The organism is Ureibacillus sp. FSL W8-0352, from assembly GCF_038004345.1.
Lineage (GTDB): Bacteria > Bacillota > Bacilli > Bacillales_A > Planococcaceae > Ureibacillus > Ureibacillus thermosphaericus.
In genome coordinates this window covers 2,099,464-2,124,125 of the sequence record NZ_JBBOQT010000001.1, presented here as the reverse complement: position 1 = coordinate 2,124,125, position 24,662 = coordinate 2,099,464, and the positions used below count along the sequence as shown (strand labels likewise).

General features: G+C 37.7%; 21 protein-coding genes, 1 rRNA gene and 1 riboswitch. Of the genes, 20 read left to right on the top strand and 2 right to left on the bottom strand.

The genetic code is table 11. The annotated features are described in order from the left end of the window. Positions 1–24: 24 nt before the first annotated feature. Together rrf and NST98_RS10825 are read left to right on the top strand one after the other, a co-directional pair. Positions 25–140 (top strand): 5S ribosomal RNA (rrf, locus tag NST98_RS10830). A 775-nt stretch (positions 141–915) separates the two neighbouring features. Next, positions 916–2,568: an IS1182 family transposase gene (locus NST98_RS10825; protein WP_340714120.1), complete on the top strand. Its 1,653-nt coding sequence runs from the start codon at positions 916–918 to the stop codon at positions 2,566–2,568. A gap of 159 nt (positions 2,569–2,727) precedes the next feature. Here the strand turns inward: NST98_RS10825 and NST98_RS10820 are convergent, their stop codons facing one another. Continuing rightward, entirely contained in the window at positions 2,728–3,738 is a 1,011-nt protein-coding gene (locus NST98_RS10820) for a S66 peptidase family protein (protein ID WP_340715110.1), read from the bottom strand. A 442-nt stretch (positions 3,739–4,180) separates the two neighbouring features. Between NST98_RS10820 and NST98_RS10815 the strand changes: the two genes are divergently transcribed. The 13 genes from NST98_RS10815 (at position 4,181) to purD (ending at position 17,535) form a co-directional block, all read left to right on the top strand. Next, positions 4,181–4,402 carry an NETI motif-containing protein gene (locus NST98_RS10815; protein ID WP_340715109.1) on the top strand — a complete coding sequence of 74 codons (222 nt, stop codon included), beginning with the start codon at positions 4,181–4,183 and terminating at the stop codon, positions 4,400–4,402. Between the two features lie 57 nt (positions 4,403–4,459). Next, positions 4,460–4,559: riboswitch (purine riboswitch) on the top strand. Between the two features lie 154 nt (positions 4,560–4,713). Then, the gene (gene purE / locus NST98_RS10810; RefSeq protein ID WP_016838771.1) at positions 4,714–5,202 is read left to right on the top strand and encodes a 5-(carboxyamino)imidazole ribonucleotide mutase; all 489 of its coding nucleotides are present in this window, start codon (positions 4,714–4,716) and stop codon (positions 5,200–5,202) included. Then, positions 5,199–6,323 carry a 5-(carboxyamino)imidazole ribonucleotide synthase gene (purK, locus tag NST98_RS10805; RefSeq protein ID WP_016838770.1) on the top strand — a complete coding sequence of 375 codons (1,125 nt, stop codon included), beginning with the start codon at positions 5,199–5,201 and terminating at the stop codon, positions 6,321–6,323. Before purE ends, purK begins: the two co-directional genes overlap by 4 nt. Before the next feature lie 18 nt (positions 6,324–6,341). Further along, complete coding sequence (purB, locus tag NST98_RS10800; protein ID WP_173662433.1) at positions 6,342–7,640, top strand: adenylosuccinate lyase; 1,299 nt, start codon at positions 6,342–6,344, stop codon at positions 7,638–7,640. A 55-nt stretch (positions 7,641–7,695) separates the two neighbouring features. Beyond that, a complete protein-coding gene (purC, locus tag NST98_RS10795) occupies positions 7,696–8,406 on the top strand; it encodes a phosphoribosylaminoimidazolesuccinocarboxamide synthase (protein ID WP_016838768.1) in 711 nt (236 codons plus the stop codon). Between the two features lies 1 nt (position 8,407). Then, positions 8,408–8,656 carry a phosphoribosylformylglycinamidine synthase subunit PurS gene (purS, locus tag NST98_RS10790; RefSeq protein ID WP_016838767.1) on the top strand — a complete coding sequence of 83 codons (249 nt, stop codon included), beginning with the start codon at positions 8,408–8,410 and terminating at the stop codon, positions 8,654–8,656. A gap of 2 nt (positions 8,657–8,658) precedes the next feature. Further along, positions 8,659–9,336 carry a phosphoribosylformylglycinamidine synthase subunit PurQ gene (purQ, locus tag NST98_RS10785; protein WP_016838766.1) on the top strand — a complete coding sequence of 226 codons (678 nt, stop codon included), beginning with the start codon at positions 8,659–8,661 and terminating at the stop codon, positions 9,334–9,336. After that, positions 9,329–11,554, top strand: coding sequence for a phosphoribosylformylglycinamidine synthase subunit PurL (gene purL, locus NST98_RS10780; RefSeq protein ID WP_340715108.1), 2,226 nt, complete (start codon positions 9,329–9,331; stop codon positions 11,552–11,554). The genes purQ and purL overlap by 8 nt, the downstream gene beginning before the upstream one ends. Further along, complete coding sequence (purF, locus tag NST98_RS10775; RefSeq protein ID WP_340715107.1) at positions 11,530–12,954, top strand: amidophosphoribosyltransferase; 1,425 nt, start codon at positions 11,530–11,532, stop codon at positions 12,952–12,954. The genes purL and purF overlap by 25 nt, the downstream gene beginning before the upstream one ends. Positions 12,955–12,966: 12 nt before the next feature. Continuing rightward, positions 12,967–14,025: a phosphoribosylformylglycinamidine cyclo-ligase gene (purM, locus tag NST98_RS10770; protein WP_340715106.1), complete on the top strand. Its 1,059-nt coding sequence runs from the start codon at positions 12,967–12,969 to the stop codon at positions 14,023–14,025. After that, entirely contained in the window at positions 14,022–14,591 is a 570-nt protein-coding gene (gene purN / locus NST98_RS10765) for a phosphoribosylglycinamide formyltransferase (protein ID WP_096549748.1), read from the top strand. Before purM ends, purN begins: the two co-directional genes overlap by 4 nt. Before the next feature lie 35 nt (positions 14,592–14,626). Next, positions 14,627–16,153, top strand: coding sequence for a bifunctional phosphoribosylaminoimidazolecarboxamide formyltransferase/IMP cyclohydrolase (gene purH / locus NST98_RS10760; protein ID WP_016838761.1), 1,527 nt, complete (start codon positions 14,627–14,629; stop codon positions 16,151–16,153). A gap of 125 nt (positions 16,154–16,278) precedes the next feature. Then, the gene (gene purD / locus NST98_RS10755) at positions 16,279–17,535 is read left to right on the top strand and encodes a phosphoribosylamine--glycine ligase (protein WP_016838760.1); all 1,257 of its coding nucleotides are present in this window, start codon (positions 16,279–16,281) and stop codon (positions 17,533–17,535) included. Positions 17,536–17,617: 82 nt separating this feature from the next. Here purD and NST98_RS10750 read toward each other — a convergent pair whose 3' ends face one another. Continuing rightward, positions 17,618–18,076 (bottom strand): hypothetical protein, encoded by a 459-nt coding sequence (locus NST98_RS10750; RefSeq protein WP_016838759.1) that lies wholly within the window; start codon positions 18,074–18,076, stop codon positions 17,618–17,620. 165 nt (positions 18,077–18,241) lie between these two features. On the opposite strand from NST98_RS10750, the gene NST98_RS10745 reads away from it, so the two are divergent. The 5 genes from NST98_RS10745 (at position 18,242) to pcrA (ending at position 24,659) form a co-directional block, all read left to right on the top strand. Next, entirely contained in the window at positions 18,242–19,975 is a 1,734-nt protein-coding gene (locus NST98_RS10745) for an adenine deaminase C-terminal domain-containing protein (RefSeq protein WP_339287788.1), read from the top strand. 17 nt (positions 19,976–19,992) lie between these two features. Then, complete coding sequence (locus NST98_RS10740) at positions 19,993–21,045, top strand: DUF3048 domain-containing protein (RefSeq protein WP_340715105.1); 1,053 nt, start codon at positions 19,993–19,995, stop codon at positions 21,043–21,045. A 16-nt stretch (positions 21,046–21,061) separates the two neighbouring features. Further along, entirely contained in the window at positions 21,062–21,379 is a 318-nt protein-coding gene (locus NST98_RS10735; protein WP_016838756.1) for a YerC/YecD family TrpR-related protein, read from the top strand. Between the two features lie 269 nt (positions 21,380–21,648). Beyond that, entirely contained in the window at positions 21,649–22,341 is a 693-nt protein-coding gene (locus tag NST98_RS10730) for a heptaprenylglyceryl phosphate synthase (RefSeq protein ID WP_340715104.1), read from the top strand. 65 nt (positions 22,342–22,406) lie between these two features. Further along, positions 22,407–24,659, top strand: coding sequence for a DNA helicase PcrA (pcrA, locus tag NST98_RS10725; RefSeq protein WP_340715103.1), 2,253 nt, complete (start codon positions 22,407–22,409; stop codon positions 24,657–24,659). Positions 24,660–24,662 lie beyond the last annotated feature (3 nt).

Below are 24,662 nucleotides of genomic sequence, written 5' to 3'. Positions count from 1 at the left end.
TTGAGAGAACAACCTCTCATATAGTGAAGTGACGATGGCGAAGAGGTCACACCCGTTCCCATACCGAACACGGAAGTTAAGCTCTTCAGCGCCGATGGTAGTAAGGGGCTTCCCCTTGTGAGAGTAGGACGTCGCTTCGCAGAAGGCACCACAATAATGGTGCTTTTTTTATTGCAAAAATTGAAGCCCCTTACTAACAAGGACTGAAAGTCCGATCGGCGCGAAACAGAAACCACATGCTAAACAAAAGTAAAATAAATATTTGAAGGAGACGAGAAGCACGGGGACCAAGAAGTTCAAGGAAGCGAGGCAGCCCGGAGCGGAGCGTACTATGTACGTGAGCACCGGACTGCCGAAGCTGACACAGAAATTCACTGGTCAACGTGCTTCGGAGTTAGCGCCGATGGTAGTTAAGGGGTCCCCTTGTGAGAGATAGACGAGCGCTTCGCAAAAAGGCACCACAATAGTGGTGCTTTTTTATTGCAAAAACTGAAGCCCCTTACTACCAAGGACTGAAAGTCCGATCGGCGCGAAACAGAAACCACATGCTAAACAAAAGCCAAACAAATATTTGACGGAGACGAGAAGCACGGGGACCAAGAAGTTCAAGGAAGCGAGGCAGCCCGGAGCGGAGCGTACTATGTACGTGAGCACCGGACTGCCGAAGCTGACACAGAAATTCGCTGGTCAACGTGCTTCGGAGTTAGCGCCGATGGTAGTTAAGGGGTCCCCTTGTGAGAGATAGACGAGCGCTTCGCAGAAGGAGGCTGGGACAAAACCCCCTCTAAAATGGAAACAGCTCATGATATTTTGGAATGAAATTTCATGAGCTGTTCTTCATTTTTTCAATAAAAAATAAGGACCTCTTCTGTTAAAATTAAGTTACCACCAAAACTAACAGAAAGAAGGGTCCTTATGTTTAAATATTATAACATGAATCAATTAGTTTTACCTCTAGATTTAGAAATAAAATTACAAGAAAATGATATTGCCTTCCATATTCACCATTTAGTTGAAAGTATTCCAGATGAAGCCTTCCAGCCGTTTCTTCGAAATACAGGTTGTCCTGCTTATCATCCACGCATGATGCTAAAAATTATTTTGTGTGCCTATTCGCAGTCTGTCTTTTCAGGTCGAAAAATTGAAGCGCTATTAAAGGACAGTATACGAATGATGTGGTTGGCACAAGGATATGAACCAAGTTATCGGACGATCAATCGTTTTCGTGTGCATCCGGAAGTAAAAGAATTAATTCGTCAATGTTTTGTCCAATTCCGTTGCCAACTGGTGGAAGAAAAGTTAATCGATCAAGAAGCCATTTTTATCGATGGTACGAAGATTGAAGCGAATGCCAATAAATTTACTTTCGTATGGAAGAAATCCATTGAAAAATACAACCAAAACTTAATTGAAAAGTCCAATCAGTTATACAACGAACTATTAGAAAAAGAAATCATCCCTGAAATGGAGCGGGAAAATGAGGGAGAACTGTCCGTAGAAGAACTCGCTCAAATGGTGCAACAAGTCGATGAAGTCATTAAGGAATATGACCAAAAGATAGAAACATCGCCCGATGCCACAGAACGAAAAGCATTAAGAAGCGAACGAAAATATCCAAAACAAGCGTACAAACAATTAATAGACTTCATTCTACGAAAACAAAAATACCAAAAAGACTTGGACATCTTGGGGGAACGGAACAGTTATTCCAAAACAGATCAAGATGCGACGTTCATGCGAATGAAAGACGACTATATGAAAAACGGTCAATTGAAAGCTGGATACAATGTACAAATCGCAACAGAAGGTCAATACGCACTAGCTTATAGCATCTTTCCAAATCCTACTGATACACGTACATTAATTCCGTTCTTGAATAAGATAGAAAAGGATTATTTTCCGTTACCAAAGTATATTGTCGCAGATGCTGGTTATGGTAGTGAACAAAACTATGAAGACATCCTTTCGAATCGAAAATGTGAGGCACTCATTCCATATACCATGTATGAGAAAGAACAAAAGAAGAAATATAAACAAAATCCATTTCATCCAGACAATTGGATGTACGACGAAGAAAGTGATACCTACATTTGTCCAAATCAGCAGCGAGTAACCTTCCGTTATCGTTCTGTACGTACAGATAAGACTGGTTTCAAACGAGAATTGAAAATCTATGAATGTGAAAACTGTTCAGGATGTCCATTTCGTTCATCATGCACAAAAGCAAAGGAAGGCAATCACCGAAAGGTCATGGTGAATGAAAAATGGGAACAACAAAAAGAATATGTAAGAGCGAAGCTTTCAGAAGAAAAAGCTGGTTCTATTTTCCGTCAACGTAAAATAGACGTAGAACCAGTTTTTGGATTCTTGAAGGCTAATTTGCGTTTCACTCGATTTTCCGTTCGAGGAAAATCGAAAGTGGAAAATGAAATGGGCATTGCCTTAATGGCCGTGAATTTACGAAAATACACGGCCAACAAAGATCAACTAACAAAAAATAATGGGTATAAATGGAAAAAGGAGAATTTGAGCCAACTCAAATTCTCCTTTTTCCTATCTAGAAGCTAGTTTTGTCCCAGCCCCTTTTTTTATTGCAAAAATTGAGCTCCTTACTACCAAGGACTGAAAGTCCGATCGGCGCGATAGAGAAGTGGCAATTAAAACGAAAGCAAAACAATTATTTGGAGGAGACGGAACGTGGACGGGAGTTAACAACTTCTTCCAACTCTATTGTACTGAGTTTTCACAAAATAAAATATTGACATTATTGTTAGACGCTTCAACTTCTACATCAATACCGTTTGGAATTGTCATCATTGGATCCGTGTGTCCAAAATCAACATTATACACAATTGGAAAATCATATCCTTTAGTAGCCTGACAAATGATATCTATAAATGTATAATCTTGTGAAAATTCTACTTTTGGATGAAAACGTCCGACCACTATTCCATTAATTTTTTCAAAAACCCCCATATGCCGTAACTGAGTTAAATAGCGATCGATAGTACCAGGATTTTCTTGTTCATCTTCTTCTAAAAATAGTATTTTGTTATCAAAGGATGGAAGAAACTCTGTTCCTGCTAATAGTAACATTGTCCCCATATTGCCAGCTAAGATACTTCCCCTTGCTCTTCCTTCTTTAATAATAAGAGGTCCTTCATTTTTAGTAAGTTGTCGTGGTCGATCATCCTCTATATCCCAAGCTAAAAATTCGCTTGTCCAATATTTACTAGGAGGAATGCGTATTTCATCATTTTGGGTCATTAAAACGTCTTTAAATATTTTCTTTGTGTATTCTAACATTCCACCATATTCACCAAATTGAGGTAATAGTGCGGGTCCCATAAAGGTTATTAGTTCAGATTTTTTATGAATAGCTAATAGAATAGCAGTGAAATCACTATAACCCAATATTATTTTTGGATTTTGCTTTATAAGATTATAATCAATGTATTCTAATAGTTGGTGCGAATTGTAACCACCTATTGTATTAATAATAGCTTTTACTTCGTGATCTTGAAACATTTCATGTAAATCCTCTAACCTTTCTTCAACGGTTCCTGCTAAATGCCCAATGCGTTTCAGAGCATTTTTCCCTATTTTCACCTTAAAACCCATACTCTCTAATTCAGAAATTCCTCTTTGAAATCTATTAGGGCAAGCTGCTGCAACTGGAGATGAAGTAGATATGATTCCTACAGTATCCCCCGGTTTTAATAATTTTGGTTTAATCATAAACATAACCTCTCTTTACCCAGTTTATTATTGAATGATTAAATTTATCATAATATCCTTCATGTCTATGTCAATTGTTCGGATGTATGTATCGTATGTAACTGTTTTAGTACATCAAAACCATGCAATTCGGGCAATATTAAATCAAAAAGAATTATCATATTCACTCTCCTGATTTTTAATTAAACCTTCAGTTTTAGTATTCGCTACATCAGTAATTTATCCTTCAAACTCAAGATCCATTTAATACTCGGACATTAATCAAAAAATAAATTCTTATGTTCCATAAATAGCATTAGTTTTTACAAATAATATTGATTAAAGAATTACACACGAAAATAATAAGAATTTACTAATTAGTTATTGAATCTTCCATATAATTCATTATTTTTCTTTATGTATAATAGGAGAATAAAATGTTTTTCATGAAAGGATGAATTATTTGGCTAAAAAAACAATCTGGGTGGAAATGGAAGAAAATGAAACGCCTGAACAATGTATAACAAGAATAGAACAAATGGGGTACAAGCCAATTGTTCGAAAAGAGGAGCCAGTCTTTCAATATATTAATGGTGAGATTACGTATTTTCGTCAAAAAGTTAAATTTAAGGCGGAATTACTTGAAGAAAAAACAAATAATGAGAAAAACACGAACATTAAATAGTGGTATTTTATAATCGTTCGCATTTTTTGATTGATTTTCTTCTTCACCCTTGCTACAATGAACAGAGGAAAACTCCCTCATATATGCTAGAGAATATGGCTCTAGTGTCTCTACCCGACACCGTAAATGTCGGACTATGCGGGAAAGCAACTTTTGGATGATTCGGTAGGTTGGAAATAAATTACCTCAACCTTCTGTTTTGCTATGTCCTCAAGTACTCTGCTTTCTACCGTGTAGCGAAGGCGGGCTATTTGAGGATTTTTTTACGAATACATGTAAATACATTGTTAACTTAAAAAGGAGCGTTATTAATGAATCCTAAAATCGGCGTCATAATGGGAAGTTCCAGTGATTGGGATACGATGAAACATGCTTGTGACATATTAGACGAGTTAGAAGTGCCATACGAAAAGAAAGTTGTATCAGCTCATCGAACTCCTGATTTGATGTTTGAATATGCCGAAACTGCCCGTTCACGTGGTATTGAAGTCATTATTGCCGGAGCGGGAGGAGCAGCTCACTTACCGGGGATGGTTGCAAGTAAAACAACTTTGCCAGTCATCGGTGTACCTGTACAATCAAAAGCTTTAAATGGACTTGATTCATTGCTTTCCATTGTGCAAATGCCTGGTGGTGTTCCTGTAGCGACAGTTGCTATTGGCAAAGCAGGTGCCACAAATGCTGGACTCTTAGCAGCACAAATTTTATCCATTACAGATAAACAAATAGCAGAAAAACTGGAAGCAAGACGTGAACAATTAAAACAAAAAGTATTAGAAAGTTCAGGTGACTTGAAGTGACAAAAACAATATACCCCGGTCAAACGATTGGCATCATCGGGGGTGGACAGTTAGGACGAATGATGGCTCTCAGTGCAAGAGAAGCAGGTTTCAAAATTGCAGTTCTTGATCCGACAATGGATTCACCATGTGGTCAAGTTGCAGATATACAAATTGTAGCTCCGTATGATGATGAAGCTGCACTTGAAGAATTAGCGGAAATAAGTGATGTCATCACTTTTGAGTTTGAAAATATAGATTATGAAGGACTAAAACGATTAACAGAGATTGCCTACGTTCCTCAAGGCGCGGAAATTATTCGCATTACTCAAAATCGAGTAACGGAAAAGGAAGCTATTGTAAATGCCGGTTGCCCTGTTGCACCGTATATTGTTTGCGAGAGCTATGAGGAACTTGTTGAAAAAATAGATCAAATTGGTTTTCCGAGCATTGTGAAAACTGCCCGTTTTGGTTATGACGGAAAAGGTCAACAAAAGCTTCTATCAAAAGAAGACTTGCCATTAGCTAAAAATTTATTTAATCACTCACAATGTATTGTGGAAGGATTTATCCCATTTGAGAAGGAAATTTCCGTCATTATCCAAAGGAATGGAAATGGAGAAACTTATTGTTTACCAGTTGGCGAAAATGTTCATATTAACCACATTTTACATGAAACAATTGTGCCTGCTCGAATTTCTACAGAAACAAAACAATTAGCGGAAGAAGCAGCACGAAAAATCGCTGAACATTTGCAATTAATTGGAACATTAGCAGTTGAAATGTTCGTATTAAACGATGGACAAATTATCATTAATGAACTAGCACCAAGACCGCATAATTCCGGTCATTATTCCATTGAAGCATGCAACATTTCTCAATTCGCGCAACATATCCGTGCTGTTGCAGGATGGCCATTGCGTGAACCAAAACTACATTCTCCAGTAGTGATGGTAAACGTATTAGGGCAGCATGTAGCGCCGCTTTCCAATTCCATTACTAAATATCCACATTGGTCGATTCACCTCTATGGAAAGAAAGAGGCAAAAGTTAACCGAAAAATGGGACATGTAACAATACTAACTGATAACATCGAAGAAACACTAATAGAAATTGAAGCTTCTGGCATTTGGTCAGAATGAGGAAAAGGAGATTTGAAAATGATTGAACGTTATACTCGTCCAGAAATGGGAGCAATTTGGACTGAAGAAAATAAATTTAAAGCTTGGCTTGAAGTTGAGATTTTAGCATGTGAAGCATGGGCTGAACTTGGAGTTATTCCAAAAGAGGACGTAGTGAAATTGCGTCAAAACGCTTCATTTGATATTAACCGTATTTACGAAATTGAACAAACAACGAAACATGATGTAGTAGCATTTACTCGCGCTGTTTCTGAGACGCTTGGGGAAGAAAGAAAATGGGTTCATTACGGACTGACTTCAACAGATGTTGTAGATACTGCCCTCTCTTATTTAATTAAACAAGCAAACAACATTCTACGAAAAGACATTCAAAACTTTATTGATGTATTAACAGCCAAGGCAAAAGAACATAAATATACGGTGATGATGGGGCGCACACATGGAGTACACGCAGAACCGACAACATTTGGATTAAAACTTGCCTTATGGCGTGAAGAAATGTTACGCAATCTAGAACGATTTGAAAGAGCAGCAAAAACGATTGAGACGGGTAAAATTTCAGGAGCTGTTGGAACATACGCCAACATCGATCCATTTGTAGAGCAATACGTTTGTGAAAAATTAGGTCTAACGCCAGCACCAATTTCAACTCAAACATTGCAACGTGATCGCCATGCAGAATACATTGCAGCATTAGCTCTAATTGCAACTTCCATTGAGAAATTCGCAACGGAAATTCGAGGATTGCAAAAATCCGAAACTCGAGAAGTTGAAGAAGGATTTGCAAAAGGACAAAAAGGTTCATCAGCAATGCCGCATAAACGCAATCCAATCGGTTCAGAAAACATGGCTGGAATTGCTCGTGTAGTACGTGGACATGTGATCACAGCTTACGAAAATGTTTCTTTATGGCATGAGCGTGATATTTCTCATTCATCAGCAGAACGTATCATTATTCCTGATACAACGATAGCACTTAACTATATGTTGAACCGTTTCAGCAATATCGTGAAAAACTTAACCGTTTTCCCAGAAAACATGAAACGCAATATGGACGCTACGTTCGGACTAATTTATTCACAGCGTATTCTTCTAGCATTAATCGATAAAGGATTATCTCGCGAAGAAGCTTATGATACTGTTCAACCATTAACGGCAAAAGCTTGGGATGAACAAAGACATTTCCGTCCGCTTGTTGAAGCAGATGAAAAAATCAGTTCACTTTTATCTAAAGAAGAAATTGATGATTGTTTCGATTACAACTGGCATTTGAAAAATGTTGATTTGATTTTTGAACGTTTAGGATTAAATGATTAATCGGTACAGTAAAAGGCGAAGCCATTGAAAAATTTAAATTATTGGGGGAACGGTTATGGAAAAAGGTGCGCTGTTATACGAAGGAAAAGCGAAACGCTTATATGCAACAGATGTGGAAGATGTTTTGTTTGTTGAGTATAAAAACAGTGCGACAGCCTTTAACGGGCTGAAGAAAGCAGAAATTGAGGGGAAAGGAATATTAAATAATAAAATTTCTACCCTGATTTTTGAAAAATTAAAACAGCATGGTATCGAATCTCACTTTATTAAGAGTGTATCTGAACACGAACAACTAGTAAAAAAAGTGGATATCATCCCCCTTGAAGTGGTTGTTCGCAATATATCAGCAGGTAGCTTCGCTGAAAGGCTTGGCATTGAAGAAGGAACAAAGTTAAAGCGTCCGATTGTTGAGTTTTACTATAAAAATGACGCATTAAAAGATCCTTTGATTAACAATGAACATATTGACATACTTGGGATTGCATCAAAAGAAGAAGTTGAAACGATTACTAACAATGCATTTAAAGTGAATGAAGCATTGAGGAAAATATTTGAAGAAATCGATGTAGTATTAGTTGATTTTAAATTGGAATTCGGTCGTGATAAAGAAGGCAACATCTTGCTTGCGGATGAAATCTCTCCAGATACTTGCCGACTCTGGGATGCGGAAACGAATGAAAAGCTGGATAAAGACGTATTTAGACGTGATCTTGGTAGTTTAACAGATGTTTATAACATTATTCTTTCTAGACTTGGAGGAAAGTGATATGAAAAAAGTTAAAATTTACGTTACGTTACGTGAAAGTGTATTAGACCCACAAGGCTCTGCAGTAAAAGGATCTTTAGTAAATATGGGATATAAAGAAGTTGAGGACGTACGTATCGGTAAATATTTAGAAGTATTAATTTCAGATACTGAACGTGATATTGACGCATTGGTAAAAGAAATGTGTGAAAAGCTGCTGGCAAACACTGTGATTGAGGATTATCGCTTTGAAGTCGAGGAGGCTAATTAATCATGAAATTTGCTGTACTCGTATTCCCAGGGTCGAACTGTGATATCGACATGTATCATGCAATAAAGGACGAACTAGGTGAAGAAGTAGAATATGTTTGGCACGATGCAACAGATTTAAGTAAATTTGATGCGATTTTAATTCCAGGAGGATTCTCATACGGGGATTATCTCCGTTGTGGAGCCATGGCAAGTCAATCAAATGTTATGAAAGCAGTGAAAAAGGCAGCAGAAGAAGGAAAACCAGTTTTAGGAGTTTGCAACGGATTCCAAATTTTAACGGAAGCGGGTTTGCTACCAGGGGTTTTACTTCGCAACCAAAACTTAAAATTCATTTGCCGAACAGTTCAATTAAAAGTTGAAAATAACAATACGCTATTTACAAATCAATATGAGCAAGGGCAAATCATTAATATTCCAATCGCTCATGGTGAAGGAAACTATTTCTGTGATGAGGAAACATTAAAAAAATTACAAGAAAAGAATCAAATCGTTTTCACTTATTCAGGTGAAAATCCAAATGGAAGTCTATCAGACATTGCAGGTATTGTGAATGAGCGTGGTAACGTTCTTGGTATGATGCCACACCCTGAACGTGCGGTGGATGCATTACTTGGCAGTGCAGACGGACTAGCATTATTCAAATCAATTGTGAAACAGTGGAGGGAATCACATGTCTAATTTAGAACCAACTGCAGAACAAATTAAGGAACAAAAGCTTTATCGTGACATGGGGTTAAGTGATGAAGAGTTTGCGATGGTTGAGAAAATTTTAGGCCGTCTTCCAAATTGGACAGAAACAGGTTTGTTCTCTGTTATGTGGTCTGAACACTGTTCTTATAAAAACTCAAAACCGGTATTGCGTAAATTCCCAACAAGCGGACCTCGCGTATTACAAGGTCCTGGAGAGGGTGCGGGGATTGTTGACATAGGTGATGAGCAAGCAGTTGTATTCAAGATGGAATCTCATAACCACCCTTCAGCGATTGAACCTTACCAAGGTGCAGCAACAGGGGTTGGAGGGATTATTCGTGACGTGTTCTCCATGGGTGCTCGTCCAATTGCACTGTTAAACTCTTTACGTTTCGGTGAATTAAAGTCGCCTCGAGTGAAATACTTATTTGAAGAAGTAGTGGCAGGAATCGCTGGATACGGAAACTGCATCGGTATCCCAACTGTTGGTGGAGAAGTTCAATTTGACCCTTGCTATGAAGGAAATCCTTTAGTAAATGCTATGTGTGTTGGTTTAATTGACCATAAAGATATTCAAAAAGGTGTGGCTAAAGGTGTAGGCAATACTGTCATGTATGTGGGTGCTAAAACAGGGCGTGACGGTATCCACGGTGCGACGTTCGCTTCTGAAGAATTAAGTGAAGAATCAGAAGAAAATCGTCCAGCAGTTCAAGTTGGGGACCCATTCATGGAAAAACTTCTATTAGAAGCTTGTTTAGAAGTTGTAAAATCAGATGCTCTCGTTGGTATACAAGATATGGGAGCTGCAGGTTTAACTTCCTCTTCAGCAGAGATGGCTTCAAAAGCAGGTTCAGGTATCGAAATGAATTTAGATTTAGTGCCGCAACGTGAGACAGGCATGACTGCTTATGAAATGATGTTATCAGAATCACAAGAACGAATGCTTTTAGTCGTGAAAAAAGGTCGCGAAGAAGAAATCAAACAAATCTTCGAAAAATACGGATTAGATGCTGTTGCAATCGGCCGAGTGACAGACGACAAAATGTTGAGGCTGATTCATAAAGGTGAAGTTGTAGCTGAAGTTCCAGCTGATGCATTAGCAGAAGATGCACCAGTTTATCATAAACCTTCTAAAGAACCTGCTTATTTTAGCGAGTTCCAAGCAATGGAAAACGCAGAGCCTGAAGTAAGTGACTTGAAAGAAACGTTGAAACAATTACTTCAAGCACCGACTATTGCTTCAAAAGAATGGGTTTACAATCAATTTGACTATCAAGTTCGTACAAATACAGTAGTAACTCCTGGTTCAGATGCGGCAGTATTGCGCATTAGAGGTACAAATAAAGCACTTGCTATGACAGCTGACTGCAACTCTCGCTACATTTATTTAGATCCAGAAACAGGTGGCAAAATCGCGGTGGCAGAGGCTGCTCGCAACATTGTTGCATCAGGTGGCGAACCGCTAGCAATTACAGACTGCTTAAACTTTGGTAATCCAGAAAAGCCAGAAATCTTCTGGCAATTAGAAAAGAGTGCGGATGGTATTTCTGCGGCTTGTACAGCTTTAGAAACTCCAGTGATTAGCGGTAACGTATCCCTTTATAATGAACATTCAGGTCAAGCTGTATATCCTACTCCAACAATTGGTATGGTTGGTTTAATTCAAGATTTATCACATGTGACAACACAACAAGTTAAACAAGCTGGTGACGTTGTTTATATACTTGGTGAAACGAAAACAGAATTCGGTGGATCAGAACTACAAAAATTAGTTCATGGCAAAATCTTTGGCAAAGCGCCAAGCATCGATTTAGAGGTGGAGGCAGCGCGCCAAAAAGCATTACTTTCTGCAATTCGTGCTGGACTTGTTCAATCTGCTCATGACGTATCTGAAGGCGGCGTGGCAGTTGCGTTAGCTGAAAAGACTTTCGGAACGGAAGGGTTAGGACTTCATGTGAGATTAGAAGGATCACCTGTAACTGCTTTATTCAGTGAATCTCAATCTCGTTTTATCGTCACAGTAAAAGAAGAAAACGTGAAGCAATTTGAAGAATTGATTACTAATGCAAAGAAAATCGGACTTGTTACAAATGATGGGAAAATCACAATTGAAGGCGAATCAGGCTTGTTAATTGAGGGGTCTGTGGAAGAATTTTGTTCTGCTTGGAAAGGAGCTATCCCATGCTTGCTGAAATCAGAGGCTTAAACGAAGAATGTGGTGTTTTTGGGATATGGGGACATGAAGCTGCAGCTCATTTAAGCTATTACGGTTTACATGCTTTACAACATCGCGGTCAAGAAGGTGCTGGCATCGTCGCTACTGACGGCCAGTACTTCAAAGTGGTAAAAGGTGAAGGCTTAGTAAATGAAGTATTTAATGAAGAAAAATTAAAAAGTTTAAAAGGCACTTCTGCCATTGCTCATGTTCGCTATACAACTGCAGGCGGCGGAGAAATAGAGAACGTCCAGCCGTTATTGGTTCGTTCCTCAACGGGCACGATTGCTTTGGCTCATAATGGTAATTTAGTCAATGCGAATCATTTGAAACAACATCTTGAACGATCAGGTAGTATTTTTCATTCTACTTCAGACACGGAAGTAATTGTGCATTTAATTAAAAAAAGCAAAAAGCCTCGCTTCCGTGAGCAAGTAAAAGAAGCTCTTTCTCTATTGAGAGGTGCATTCTCCGTCATTATTTTAACGAAAGATAAAATGATCCTAGCTCGAGATCGCAATGGTTTACGTCCACTGTCAATTGGTAAATTAGGGGGCGCTTGGGTGGCTTCGTCTGAAACTTGCGCCTTTGATTTGATTGGTGCGGAGTTTATACGGGAAGTGGAGCCGGGAGAATTAGTTGTTATTTCAGAAAAAGGTATCGAAGAAGATCGCTATGCTCAAATGGAACAAAGAGCAATGTGTGCAATGGAATATGTTTATTTTGCACGTCCTGACTCAAATATTGATTATGTCAACATTCACATGGCTCGTAAACGTTTGGGTAAACAATTAGCAAAAGAAATGGGTTCAATTGATGCGGATGTTGTAACAGGTGTTCCGGATTCCTCCATTTCAGCTGCAATTGGTTTTGCAGAAGAAATTGGCATTCCTTACGAAATGGGATTAATCAAAAATCGTTATGTGGGAAGAACATTTATTCAACCGACACAGGAATTGCGTGAACGCGGAGTAAAAATGAAATTATCTCCTGTCGTTCAAGTCGTTCGTGGAAAACGAGTAGTTATGGTGGATGATTCCATCGTTCGAGGAACAACTTCTCGTAGAATTGTCAAAATGTTAAAAGAAGCTGGAGCAAAGGAAGTGCATGTAGCAATCACTTCTCCTCCACTTTCGAATCCTTGCTTCTATGGAATAGACATTTCATCAGATGAAGAGCTAATCGCAACAGGAAAAACAATCGACGAAATCCGTAATGCAATTGGTGCAGATTCCTTAACATTTTTATCTCCAGACGGATTAGTAGAAGCAATCTCAAGACCTTTTGACGATGAGAATGGAGGTCTTTGCATGGCATGCTTTACTGGAAAATATCCAACTGAAATTTTTCCAGACACTGTCTTACCACATATTAAAGAACTTTCACATTAAGGAGGAAGAATCATGTCAAAGGCATATGAACAAGCGGGAGTCAATATTGAAGCTGGTTATGAAGCTGTTAAACGCATGAAATCCCATGTAGAAAGAACAAAACGAAATGGTATCATGGGAACGTTTGGTGGCTTCGGTGGCATGTTCGATTTATCTTCATTAAATTTAAAAGAACCTGTTCTAATTTCTGGTACAGATGGTGTCGGGACTAAGCTCAAATTAGCATTTATGGCCGATAAACATGACACGATTGGCATTGACTGCGTGGCGATGTGTGTGAATGACATCGTTGCACAAGGTGCAGAACCGTTATACTTTTTAGATTATATTGCAATTGGGAAAGCAGACCCTGAAAAGATCGAGCAAATAGTAAGTGGCGTTGCAGATGGCTGCGTTCAGGCAGGTGCTGCACTTATCGGCGGGGAAACTGCTGAAATGCCTGGTTTGTATGATGAAAATGAATATGATGTAGCTGGTTTTGCGGTTGGGGCTTGTGAAAAATCTCGTGTCGTTACTGGGGAAAAAATTGTTGAAGGGGATGTCCTTGTTGGACTTGCATCTAGCGGCGTACATTCCAATGGTTATTCCTTAGTTCGCAAAATCGTATTTGGTAATTGCGGCTATAAATATGATGAAGTAATTGAAGGTTATGAAGATTTGGGGCCAATTGGTGATGCTTTGCTTACACCAACGAAAATTTACGCCAAACCAGTTCTTGAGATGTTAAAGCAAGTGGACGTTCACGGCATGGCTCACATTACTGGTGGTGGATTTTATGAAAACTTGCCTCGAATGATGCCAGAAGGACTTGCAACAGAAATTGATTTAGAATCATGGGAAACTCTTCGAATTTTCGAATTTTTGAAGGATAAAGGTTCGCTATCAGACAGAGATTTATACAACGTTTTTAATATGGGGATTGGATTTGTTCTTTCCGTTTCTCCTGAAGATGCGGATAAAATTATTCAAATTGCAGAAGCCCACGGGGAGAAAGCGTATCAAATTGGGTGTGTTGTAAAAGGCGAAGGGGTTTTATTTAATGGAAAACACGATGGGAGCTTAAGCCAATGACAACGAAAATAGCAGTGTTTGCATCAGGAAGTGGATCGAATTTTCAAGCGATTCAAGAATCCATCGAACGTGGAGAATTAAATGCAAACATAGAAGTTGTAGTAACAGATAAACCCAATGCATATGTGGTTAAAAGAGCGGAGAAATTCGGCATCCCAGTTTTCGCATTTTCACCAAAAGATTATGCTTCAAAAGCTACATATGAATCTGAAATTGTAAAAATATTGAAACGAAAAGCGGTGGAATGGATTGTTTTAGCTGGGTATATGCGCTTAATTGGCGACACATTACTTACTGAATATCCTAATAAAATCGTTAATATCCATCCTTCTCTATTACCAGCTTTTCCTGGAAAAGATGCGATTGGACAAGCAATGGAACATGGCGTGAAAGTCACTGGGGTTACTGTTCATTATGTTGATGAAGGGATGGATACAGGTCCAATTATTGCACAAAGAGCGGTAGAAGTTGTGGATGGTAATCGAGAAGCAACGGAAGAACGTATTCACAAAGTAGAACATGAACTTTATCCAAAAACGTTAAAAAAATTATTTGAAAATAAATAATTGCAAAAATAGAGTATAAACTGGAGGCTTTAACTGTGGCAAAACGTGCACTTATTAGTGTTTCAAATAAAGATGGAATTTTAGAGTTTGCGAAAGAATTAGTTGCGCTTGGTTATGAAATATTATCTACTGGTGGTACGAAAAAGTTATTGCAAGAAAATAACGTACCGGTAACTGGTGTAGATGAAGTAACAAAATTTCCTGAAATTCTTGACGGACGTGTAAAAACATTAAATCCCATGATTCATGGTGGTCTATTAGGGAAATTTGATGATCCTTCCCACCAAGCACAAATGCAAGAACACGGAATTGAACCAATTGAAATCGTTTGTGTAAACTTATATCCATTTGTAGAAACAATTTCAAAACCAAATGTCACTTGGGAAGATGCAATTGAAAATATTGATATTGGTGGCCCTACAATGTTGCGTGCAGCTGCGAAAAATCATCAATATGTAACAGTAATCGTTGACAGCAATGACTATGCTACGGTTCTTGAAGAATTGAAAGCGAACGGTACAACTACTTTTGAAACGCGAAAAAAACTTGCAGCGAAAGTATTCCGCCATACAGCAAGCTATGATGCATATATTTCAAACTACTTAACAGAAGAATCATTCCCTGAAAGTTTAACACTTACTTACGAATTACAACAAACGTTGCGATACGGTGAAAATCCTCACCAAAAAGCTGCATTTTATAAAAAACGTTTAGGTTCAGATTTTTCTCTTGCCTATGCTACTCAATTACATGGAAAAGAATTATCCTTTAATAATATTCAAGATGGGAATGCAGCTCTTCAAATTGTAAAAGAATTTAAAATACCAGCTGCCGTAGCGGTAAAACATATGAACCCATGTGGTGTTGGTACTGGTAGCACGATTGAAGAAGCATTTGACAAAGCTTATGAAGCAGATCCAGTTTCAATTTTTGGTGGAATCATTGCGTTAAACCGTGAAGTAAATGCACCAACTGCAGAAAAATTAAGCAATATCTTCTTAGAAATTATCATAGCACCTTCATTTACAGAAGAAGCATTAGAAATTTTAACGAAAAAGAAAAACATTCGCTTGCTTACAATCAATTTCTCTCAAGAAAAACAAGATCCGTTCAAAGTTGTTTCCGTTGAAGGTGGTTTACTCGTCCAAGAAGACGATACATATGGCTTTAACGATGCCGATATAAAAGTTGTAACAGACCGTGAACCAACGGAGGAAGAATGGGAAGCCTTAAAACTTGGTTGGGCCGTTGTGAAACACGTGAAGTCAAATGCTATTGTCGTAAACAATAAACAAATGACATTAGGAATCGGTGCAGGTCAAATGAACCGTGTTGGAGCAGCGAAAATCGCATTAGAGCAAGCTGGTGAAAAAGCGAAAGGTGCGGTAATGGCTTCGGATGCTTTCTTCCCAATGCCAGATACAGTAGAAGAAGCAATCAAAGCTGGAATTACAGCAATCATTCATCCAGGGGGATCTATTCGCGATCAAGACTCCATCGATGTGGCGAACAAGGCTGGTATTGCCATGGTTACAACAGGAGTAAGACATTTTAAACATTAATGAATAAAGACGGCTCGTTTCGTAGCCGTCTTTTCTAAAGTTAAAATATTTTTTTGGAAGTTGCAATTATTTCTAACTTCATTTGAAATATATATGCCAATAATTTGTAGGAGGGCATCGATCGTATGAAAGTATTAGTAGTTGGTAGCGGTGGACGTGAGCATGCTATCGCAAAAAAATTCAGCATTTCTCCATCCGTAGAAAAAGTGTATGTAGCACCTGGAAATGATGGAATGCGTGATTGTGCAGAATTGGTTGCGATTGATTCAATGGATTTTGAAAGCTTGGCAAACTTCGCAAAAGAACAACGTATTGATTTAACTTTTGTCGGTCCTGAACAACCTCTTGCTGAGGGAATTGTGGATTATTTCCAAGAACGAGGTCTTGTCATTTTTGGACCAACAAAACAAGCAGCTCAAATTGAAGGTAGTAAGTCATTTGCAAAACAATTAATGAAAAAATACAACATCCCAACAGCAACTTATGAAACGTTTACTGAAATGGATAAAGCGATTGAATATATTAAACAACAAGGGGCACCGATTGTTGTAAAAGCAGATGGCTTGGCAGCTGGTAAAGGTGTAGTTGTTGCAATGACAGAACAAGAAGCGATTGATGCTGTAACGGATATGATTGGGAATCAACGCTTTGGTGAATCTTCATCAAAAGTAGTGATTGAGGAATATTTAGAAGGAGAAGAATTTTCCTTCATGTCCTTTGTACATAAAGGGCAAATTTATCCAATGGTGATTGCTCAAGATCATAAACGAGCTTATGATGGCGATACAGGTCCAAATACTGGTGGTATGGGTGCATATTCACCGGTTCCGCAAATTCCGCAAGAAATGGTATCTCGCGCATATACAGAAATTGTAGAACCAACTGTAAAAGCTATGGAAGAAGAAGGCGCATCCTTCACTGGAGTTTTATATGCAGGATTAATTCTTACGAAAGAAGGTCCAAAAGTTATTGAATTTAATGCACGTTTTGGCGATCCAGAAACACAAGTAGTGCTTCCTCGCATGACTTCTGATTTTGGATTATTCATGAAAGCATTAATGGAAGAAAAATTCTTTGATTTACAATGGTCTAATGAAGTAATGCTAGGAGTTGTCATTGCGGCAGAAGGCTATCCTGGAACAGTTGAAAAAGGACATCCACTTCCAAATTTAGATGAGCTTAGTAAAGAATATGAAGTATATCATGCAGGAACGAAACTTCAAGATGGACGATATGTAGGTAATGGTGGACGTGTGTTATTAGTGGCATCAAAAGCAGAGTCTTTAAAAGAAGCGAAAGAAAAAGTATATGCAGGAATAGATAAGTATTCTTGGGATCATTTCTTCTACCGCAAAGATATTGGATGGAGAACATTTAAATAATTTTTCCATGAGATAAAATGAAATAAAAAGCACAAACCAAGAGTAATGGGGTTTGTGCTTTTTCTGAGTTAAACATTTTTATTTATTTGGATTTCTTCTGATTTGCATTATTTGTAACACCTTGAATGGCTTTGGCAGCTTCCTCCATCATTGTGCCCGATTGGGTTGTGTTAGCAACTGTCTCTGCAACTTTAGCTGCAGTTTGTGTCATTTGTTGCATAGTGGAGCCATTGCCGCCATTGGAATTTTGATTTCCGCTATTATATCTTGAATTAAAAGCAGTCATTAAGCTATCGCCATCCATAAATTCTTGCATGGATGTTGTAACGGCATTTTTCACATTATTGCTGAACATTGCTTTGGTAGGGCAGTATAAAAAGATACCTTCAGCAATTTTTAATGAACCAGCTGTAATTGATAGCATTCCTAAAGTTTTGTTTCCGTTCTCTTTCACTAAATGACTAATTCCACAAGCTGTTAACCCAATGCCTAAAGCAAGTCGAACGAAGCCACTTTTTTCAGAAATATTTTCTTCCAACATCAAAATCACTCCTTTTCAAATGTGCTGATTGAAAGAACTTTAATTTAGTAAAGTGCTGTGTTACGATAAAATCAGATATGCTTGCTTTTCAGCATTGTTAGTATGTGCGAATAAAACTCGATTAAACGAAATAAATATTTTATATAATAGAAGGGAGTGTAACATATGCCAGAATCTATTTGGAAGATTCAAGAAATCCGAAATCAAATTGCTGTGATAGAAGGAAAGCTATCACCAACCATTGTTTTAAAAAATGCACGCTTTTTACATAGCATGTTAAAACAATGGGTTTTCGGTAATATTTGGGTTCATCATGATCGAATCGTATATGTTGGTAATGAAGTGCCAGAAAATTTACTAGATACTGAAGTAATAGATTTAGGGGGAAAAACGGTTGTACCAGGTTATATTGAACCCCATGTCCATCCGTTTCAATTATATAATCCTGTAACATTTGCAGATTACGCAGCACAATTTGGAACAACAATGTTTATAAGCGATAATCTACATTTTGCGTTACAACTCCCTAATACGAAAGCGTTTTCACTTCTAGATGAATTGAAAAAGATGCCGTTTTCTTATTATTGGTGGACTCGTTATGATGCGCAAACCGAATTGGGTAATGAAGATCAAATATTTACGAATAAATCTATTTTTGAATGGATTGGAAGAGATGACGTTTTACTTGGAGGCGAGTTAACTGGTTGGCCACGTCTTTTACGTGGTGATGACCAAATGCTTTATTGGATTCAGTCTTCAAAGAAGAATGGGAAGAAAATTGAAGGACATTTTCCAGGTGCATCTGATAAAACCCTTGTCAGAATGAAATTACTTGGAGCAGATGGTGATCATGAAGCAATGACGGTTGAGGAAGTTGAAAAACGGATTTTTCATGGTTATGGTGTAACGCTACGATATTCTTCCATCCGTCCTGATCTTCCAAATCTATTAAAAGGAATACTAGATAAAAAGTTAAATATATTTGACCATTTAATGATGACAACAGATGGTTCAACACCTTGTTTCCATCGTGAAGGTGTCATGAATTTATGCATCCAAATTGCACTTGAAGTAGGAGTCGACCCTATTGATGCATATAACATGGCTTCATATAATATCGCGAAGTATTATAATTTATCTCATTTACATGGTTTGATTGCGACAGGAAGATTTGCTACTTTAAATATTTTAAAAGATGAATTTACTCCAAATCCGGAATCGGTATTATCAAAAGGTGTTTGGTTAAAAAAAGATGGACAAAAAGTACAAACATTACCAGAAATCGATTGGAATAAGTATTATCCATCTCTTGAACTAGAATTTGAGTTAAACGAGGAAGATTTCCAAGTATCTACACCAATTGGAATTGAATTGGTTAACGATGTCATAACAAAACCATACTCTGTGAATTTCCAATTGCATAAAAATGAAATTCTTGTAAATTCCGATGAAAGTTTATTAATGCTTATAGATAAAAACGGAAAATGGCGAATTAATGCAATCTTAAAAGGTTTTGCAACAAATGTAAAAGGATTTGCTTCCTCGTACTCTAATACAGGGGATATCATTTTAATAGGTAAAAATGAGCAAGATATGATGCTTGCTTTTAATGAAATGAAAAAAATGAAGGGCGGCATTGTCCTTACAGAAGACAATGAAGTTATTATGTCTCTACCATTGACTGGAGCAGGTAACTTTTTCACTGGAAAGATGGAAGACTTAATGGAAAATGAGGCGGCATTAACAGCGGCATTGCGAGAAAGAGGTTATAAGCATAGCGATGCGATTTATACATTGTTCTTCTTACAATCAACTCATTTACCTTATATCCGAATCACACAAAATGGAATTGTTGATGTCATGAAAAAAGAAGTAATGATTCCATCAGTGATGCGCTAGCTGAAAGGATGAAGATTATGTTTCGAAAAAAAACATTGCTTTGTGTCTTAGCAAGTATCTCACTTCTTGCAGCATGTGGAGATGGTAGTGAAAAAAGCATAAGTGATAAACCAATTGAACCAGTTCAAGAAGAACCGAAAGAAATATTATATCCGACACCATTTACTGGAGAACTGATTTCTAATGAGATTACAATGAGGCCTGTTATTGCTACGATTAACAATCACCCTGCTGCCCGTCCGCAATCTGGTATTGCAAGTGCTGATGTAGTTTATGAAATGCTTGCAGAAGGGGATGTTACAAGATTTTTGGCATTGTTCCAATCGGAAATTCCTGAAAGCATCGGACCAATTCGTAGTGCAAGATCCTATTTTATTGAATTAGCGGATGGACTTGACGCCTTTTACATTGCACACGGTTTCAGTCCAGAAGCAAAACAGATGCTCGAAAATGGCATCGTTGATAACATGAACGGTATGTATTACGATGGTTCCTTCTTCAAACGTTCTAAAGATCGGGTTGCACCCCATAACTCATATTTTATGAGCGATAACTTAGAAGCTGCTGCAGAAAAAGTGAATGCTTCACTTCTCTATCAGAAAAAAGTATCGTATACTTATTATGATGATGAGGAAAGTGTAAAAGTAGGTGCGCAAGCAGATCGTATACATGTCCGTTATAGTAATAATGAAAACTTTAACAGCACCTATTCATATGATCCAGTGAACAACACTTATTCCCGCTCTTCTGGTGGAACGGTAACAACAGATTTATTGACGGGAGAACCGATAAAGTTATCCAATGTGTTAGTCTTGGAAATGAATCATCAGGTGATTGACAACAAAGGCCGTAGAGAGATTGATATTTATTCTGGTGGGAGAGCTTATATTTTCCAACAAGGGATGATGCGAGAACTGCGTTGGGAAAATATTGACGGCGTTTTAACAGCGGTAGAAATCGACGGCAGTGAAGCAAAACTTATGCCAGGTAAAACATGGATTCATTTTGTACCAACAAATCCGGGAATTGCTACTTCTGTAACTTATTCAAATTCTGAGCAGCAAAGTTGAAAGGATGAGGAAGAAAATGCAGGTAGATAAAATTCGTGGTCCTCAAACAGATCAGCTTTTTAGAGCGATATTAGAATTGAGAGACCTTGAAGAATGCTATAAATTTTTCGATGACTTATGTACGATTAGTGAAATTCAATCGATGGCTCAACGATTTGAAGTAGCTCATCTATTACGTTTGAAAAAAACTTATGAAACAATCAAAAAAGAAACCGGAGCTTCTACTGCAACCATTTCACGGGTGCGTCGTTGTTTCGATTATGGTAATGATGCTTATGAAGAAATGTTAAGTCGACTTTATCCAAATGAAAAACCATATGAACCAAAAAGATAAGTTTGTTAAAATTGGGATTGTTTAGAAGTAAAAATTATCACTCAGTTTAATTGGGTGATAATTTTTTGTTTGTCGATTTTCGATTTCGTGGATGCTTTCTTCATTCCTCATACTCTCTTTTTCGGTCAAGGCCAACTGAACGAGGATTGAGAAACGTTTCTTATATATGCAGCGCTCTCACTTACAGGAAAGTAGGTAGGAGTTTTCGGTAAAAGCTACTTTGAGATATACTTATAAGCACAAAATAAATAGGAATAGGTGAGGCCTTTATGGACTATAAAAATTGGAGACATGTATTTAAAATTGACCCTTCAAAAGAACTTTCAGATGAAGCATTAGAAAAGGTGTGCGAATCTGGCACAGATGTCATTTTAGTAGGAGGGACAGATGGGATTACTTTAGATAACGTGCTCGAACAACTCGTTCGAATCAGAAGATATTCTGTTCCAATTGCCTTAGAAATATCAACAATTGAATCTATTACCCCTGGATTTGATTATTATTTGATACCTACTGTCTTAAATAGTACGAATACAAAATGGGTAAAAGACCTTCATCATGCAGCCATTAAAGAATTTGGTGATGTCATGGTATGGAATGAACTAGTTGCAGAAGGCTACTGTATATTAAATCCAGATTGCAAAGTAGCAAAAGCAACGGAGGCCGATACAAATTTAACAAAAGAAGACGTAATTGCATATGCCCGACTTGCTGAAAATTACTTTAAATTGCCTATTTTTTATGTAGAATACAGCGGTACATATGGTGACGTAGAAATTGTTGCTGGGGTAAAAGAAGTATTATCAGAAACTCGACTATTTTATGGTGGAGGTATCCGCAACGCTGAACAAGCAAAAGAGATGGCCAAATTTGCAGATACTGTTATCGTTGGAAACGTCATTTATGAGGATTTAAAAGAAGCGCTAAAAACCGTTGAGGCAGTAAAAAGTGTAACAAGATAAACGGTGCGAAAATGATTTCTTTGTAGTATAATTGAGAACAAATGTTTGGAATAGTGAGGTGCACCATGGAACACATAACAAAAAATTTATTGGATGGAATGAATCCACAACAAGAGGAAGCGGTCAAAACAACGGAAGGTCCCCTTCTCATTATGGCTGGTGCAGGTTCAGGAAAAACGAGAGTGCTGACTCACCGGATTGCATATTTAATTGTTGAAAAACAAGTATACCCTTCAAATATTTTAGCGATTACCTTTACGAATAAAGCTGCAAGGGAAATGCGTGATCGAATTGATGCTTTACTGGGAAGCGGTATATCCGAAAGCATGTGGGTTTCTACATTTCACTCCATGTGCGTTCGCATATTAAGAAGAAATATTGATCGCATCGGTATCTCAAAAAACTTTACGATTCTTGACTCATCCGACCAATTAACAGCAATAAAAAACGTTTTTAAACAACTCAATATTGATACGAAACGATATGATCCAAGAACGGTTTTAAGCACGATTAGTTCTGCTAAAAATGAATGCATCACTGCAGAAGAATATAAAAAAATAATCAATTCACATAATCCTTACGAAAAAATCGTAGGAGATGTGTATGAGGAATATGAAAAAACCCTTCGTAAAAATCAATCCCTTGACTTTGATGATTTAATTATGATGACGATTACTTTGTTTGAACGCGTACCGGACGTATTAGAATACTACCAAAATAAATTTCAATACATTCACGTCGATGAATATCAAGATACGAACCATTCTCAATATAAACTTGTCAAAATGCTCGCTTCAAAATTTAAAAATATTTGCGTTGTAGGGGATTCTGATCAATCCATTTATAAGTGGCGTGGTGCAGACATTCGAAACATCTTATCTTTTGAAAAAGATTATCCGAATGCAAACGTTATTTTGCTTGAACAAAACTACCGCTCCACAAAGAGAATTTTGCAAGCAGCAAACGATGTCATATCCAACAATGAAAGCCGTTATCCAAAGAAGCTGCGCACAGATAATCCTGAAGGCGAAAAAATTGTATTCTATACCGCTCGTGATGAAAGAGATGAAGCGCAATTTGTAGTGAAAACAATTAAAAAATTAATGGAAAAAGAAGGGCGTAGTTTAAAAGATTTTGCTATACTTTACCGCACAAATGCCCAATCCCGTGCCATGGAAGAAGTTTTAGTGAAATCCAATTTGCAGTATACGATTGTTGGGGGTACGAAATTCTACGATCGTAAAGAAATTAAAGACTTACTTGCTTATTTGCGATTAATTGCCAACAATGATGATGATTTATCACTGGCCCGCATCATCAATGAACCGAAACGAAGCATCGGTCCATCAACTTTCGATAAAATTGCGACTTATGCAATTGAAAACGATATATCCATTTTTAAAGCATTCAATGACATTTCCTCCATCGGGTTAACACCTAGGGCAATGAACGCAATTGAAAAATTCCGTGAATTAATTGAAGGATTGACGAAAATGCAAGATTATTTATCTGTCACGGAATTGGTGGAAGAAGTCATTGAGAAATCGGGATATCGTGCAATGCTTGAGAAAGAAAATACGATTGAATCTCAAAGTCGATTAGAAAACATTGAAGAATTTTTATCTGTAACAAAAGCCTTTGAAGAAAGAAGCGACGATAAATCCCTCGTTGCATTTTTAACAGATCTCGCATTGATTGCAGATATTGATTCGCTAGATCAAGAAAGCGATTCAAAAGAGAGCATTGTATTAATGACGTTGCATTCCGCGAAGGGATTAGAGTTTCCGGTTGTATTCATTATCGGTATGGAGGAAAACATTTTCCCTCATTCCCGCTCAATTGGAGATAAAGCTGAAATGGAAGAAGAACGCCGCTTAGCTTATGTGGGAATCACACGGGCAGAAGAACGGCTATACTTAACTTGTGCCTCTTATCGCACGCTTTTTGGCCGCTCTAATTCAAACTTACCGTCCCGTTTCATCAAAGAAATTTCGGATGACATCATTTATCCAATTTCGAAATCATATAGCTTTGGTGATGTGGAAGAAAAATTGCCTTTCGCAGGTCAGCAGAGAGCTTCAAGTTACAAAAGAAAAATTGGTGTTGTTCAATCAAAATCGCAAATTGCTACTCTCCAATCGACTGGTGGAGAACAATTCCAATGGAAAGTTGGAGATAAGGCGATTCATGGTAAATGGGGTACAGGTGTTGTTGTTAGTGTAAAAGGTGAAGGTGACGATATGGAGCTGGATATTGCCTTTCCAGACAAAGGCATCAAAAGGCTACTTGCCAAGTTTGCCCCAATTACAAAAGGTTAAATA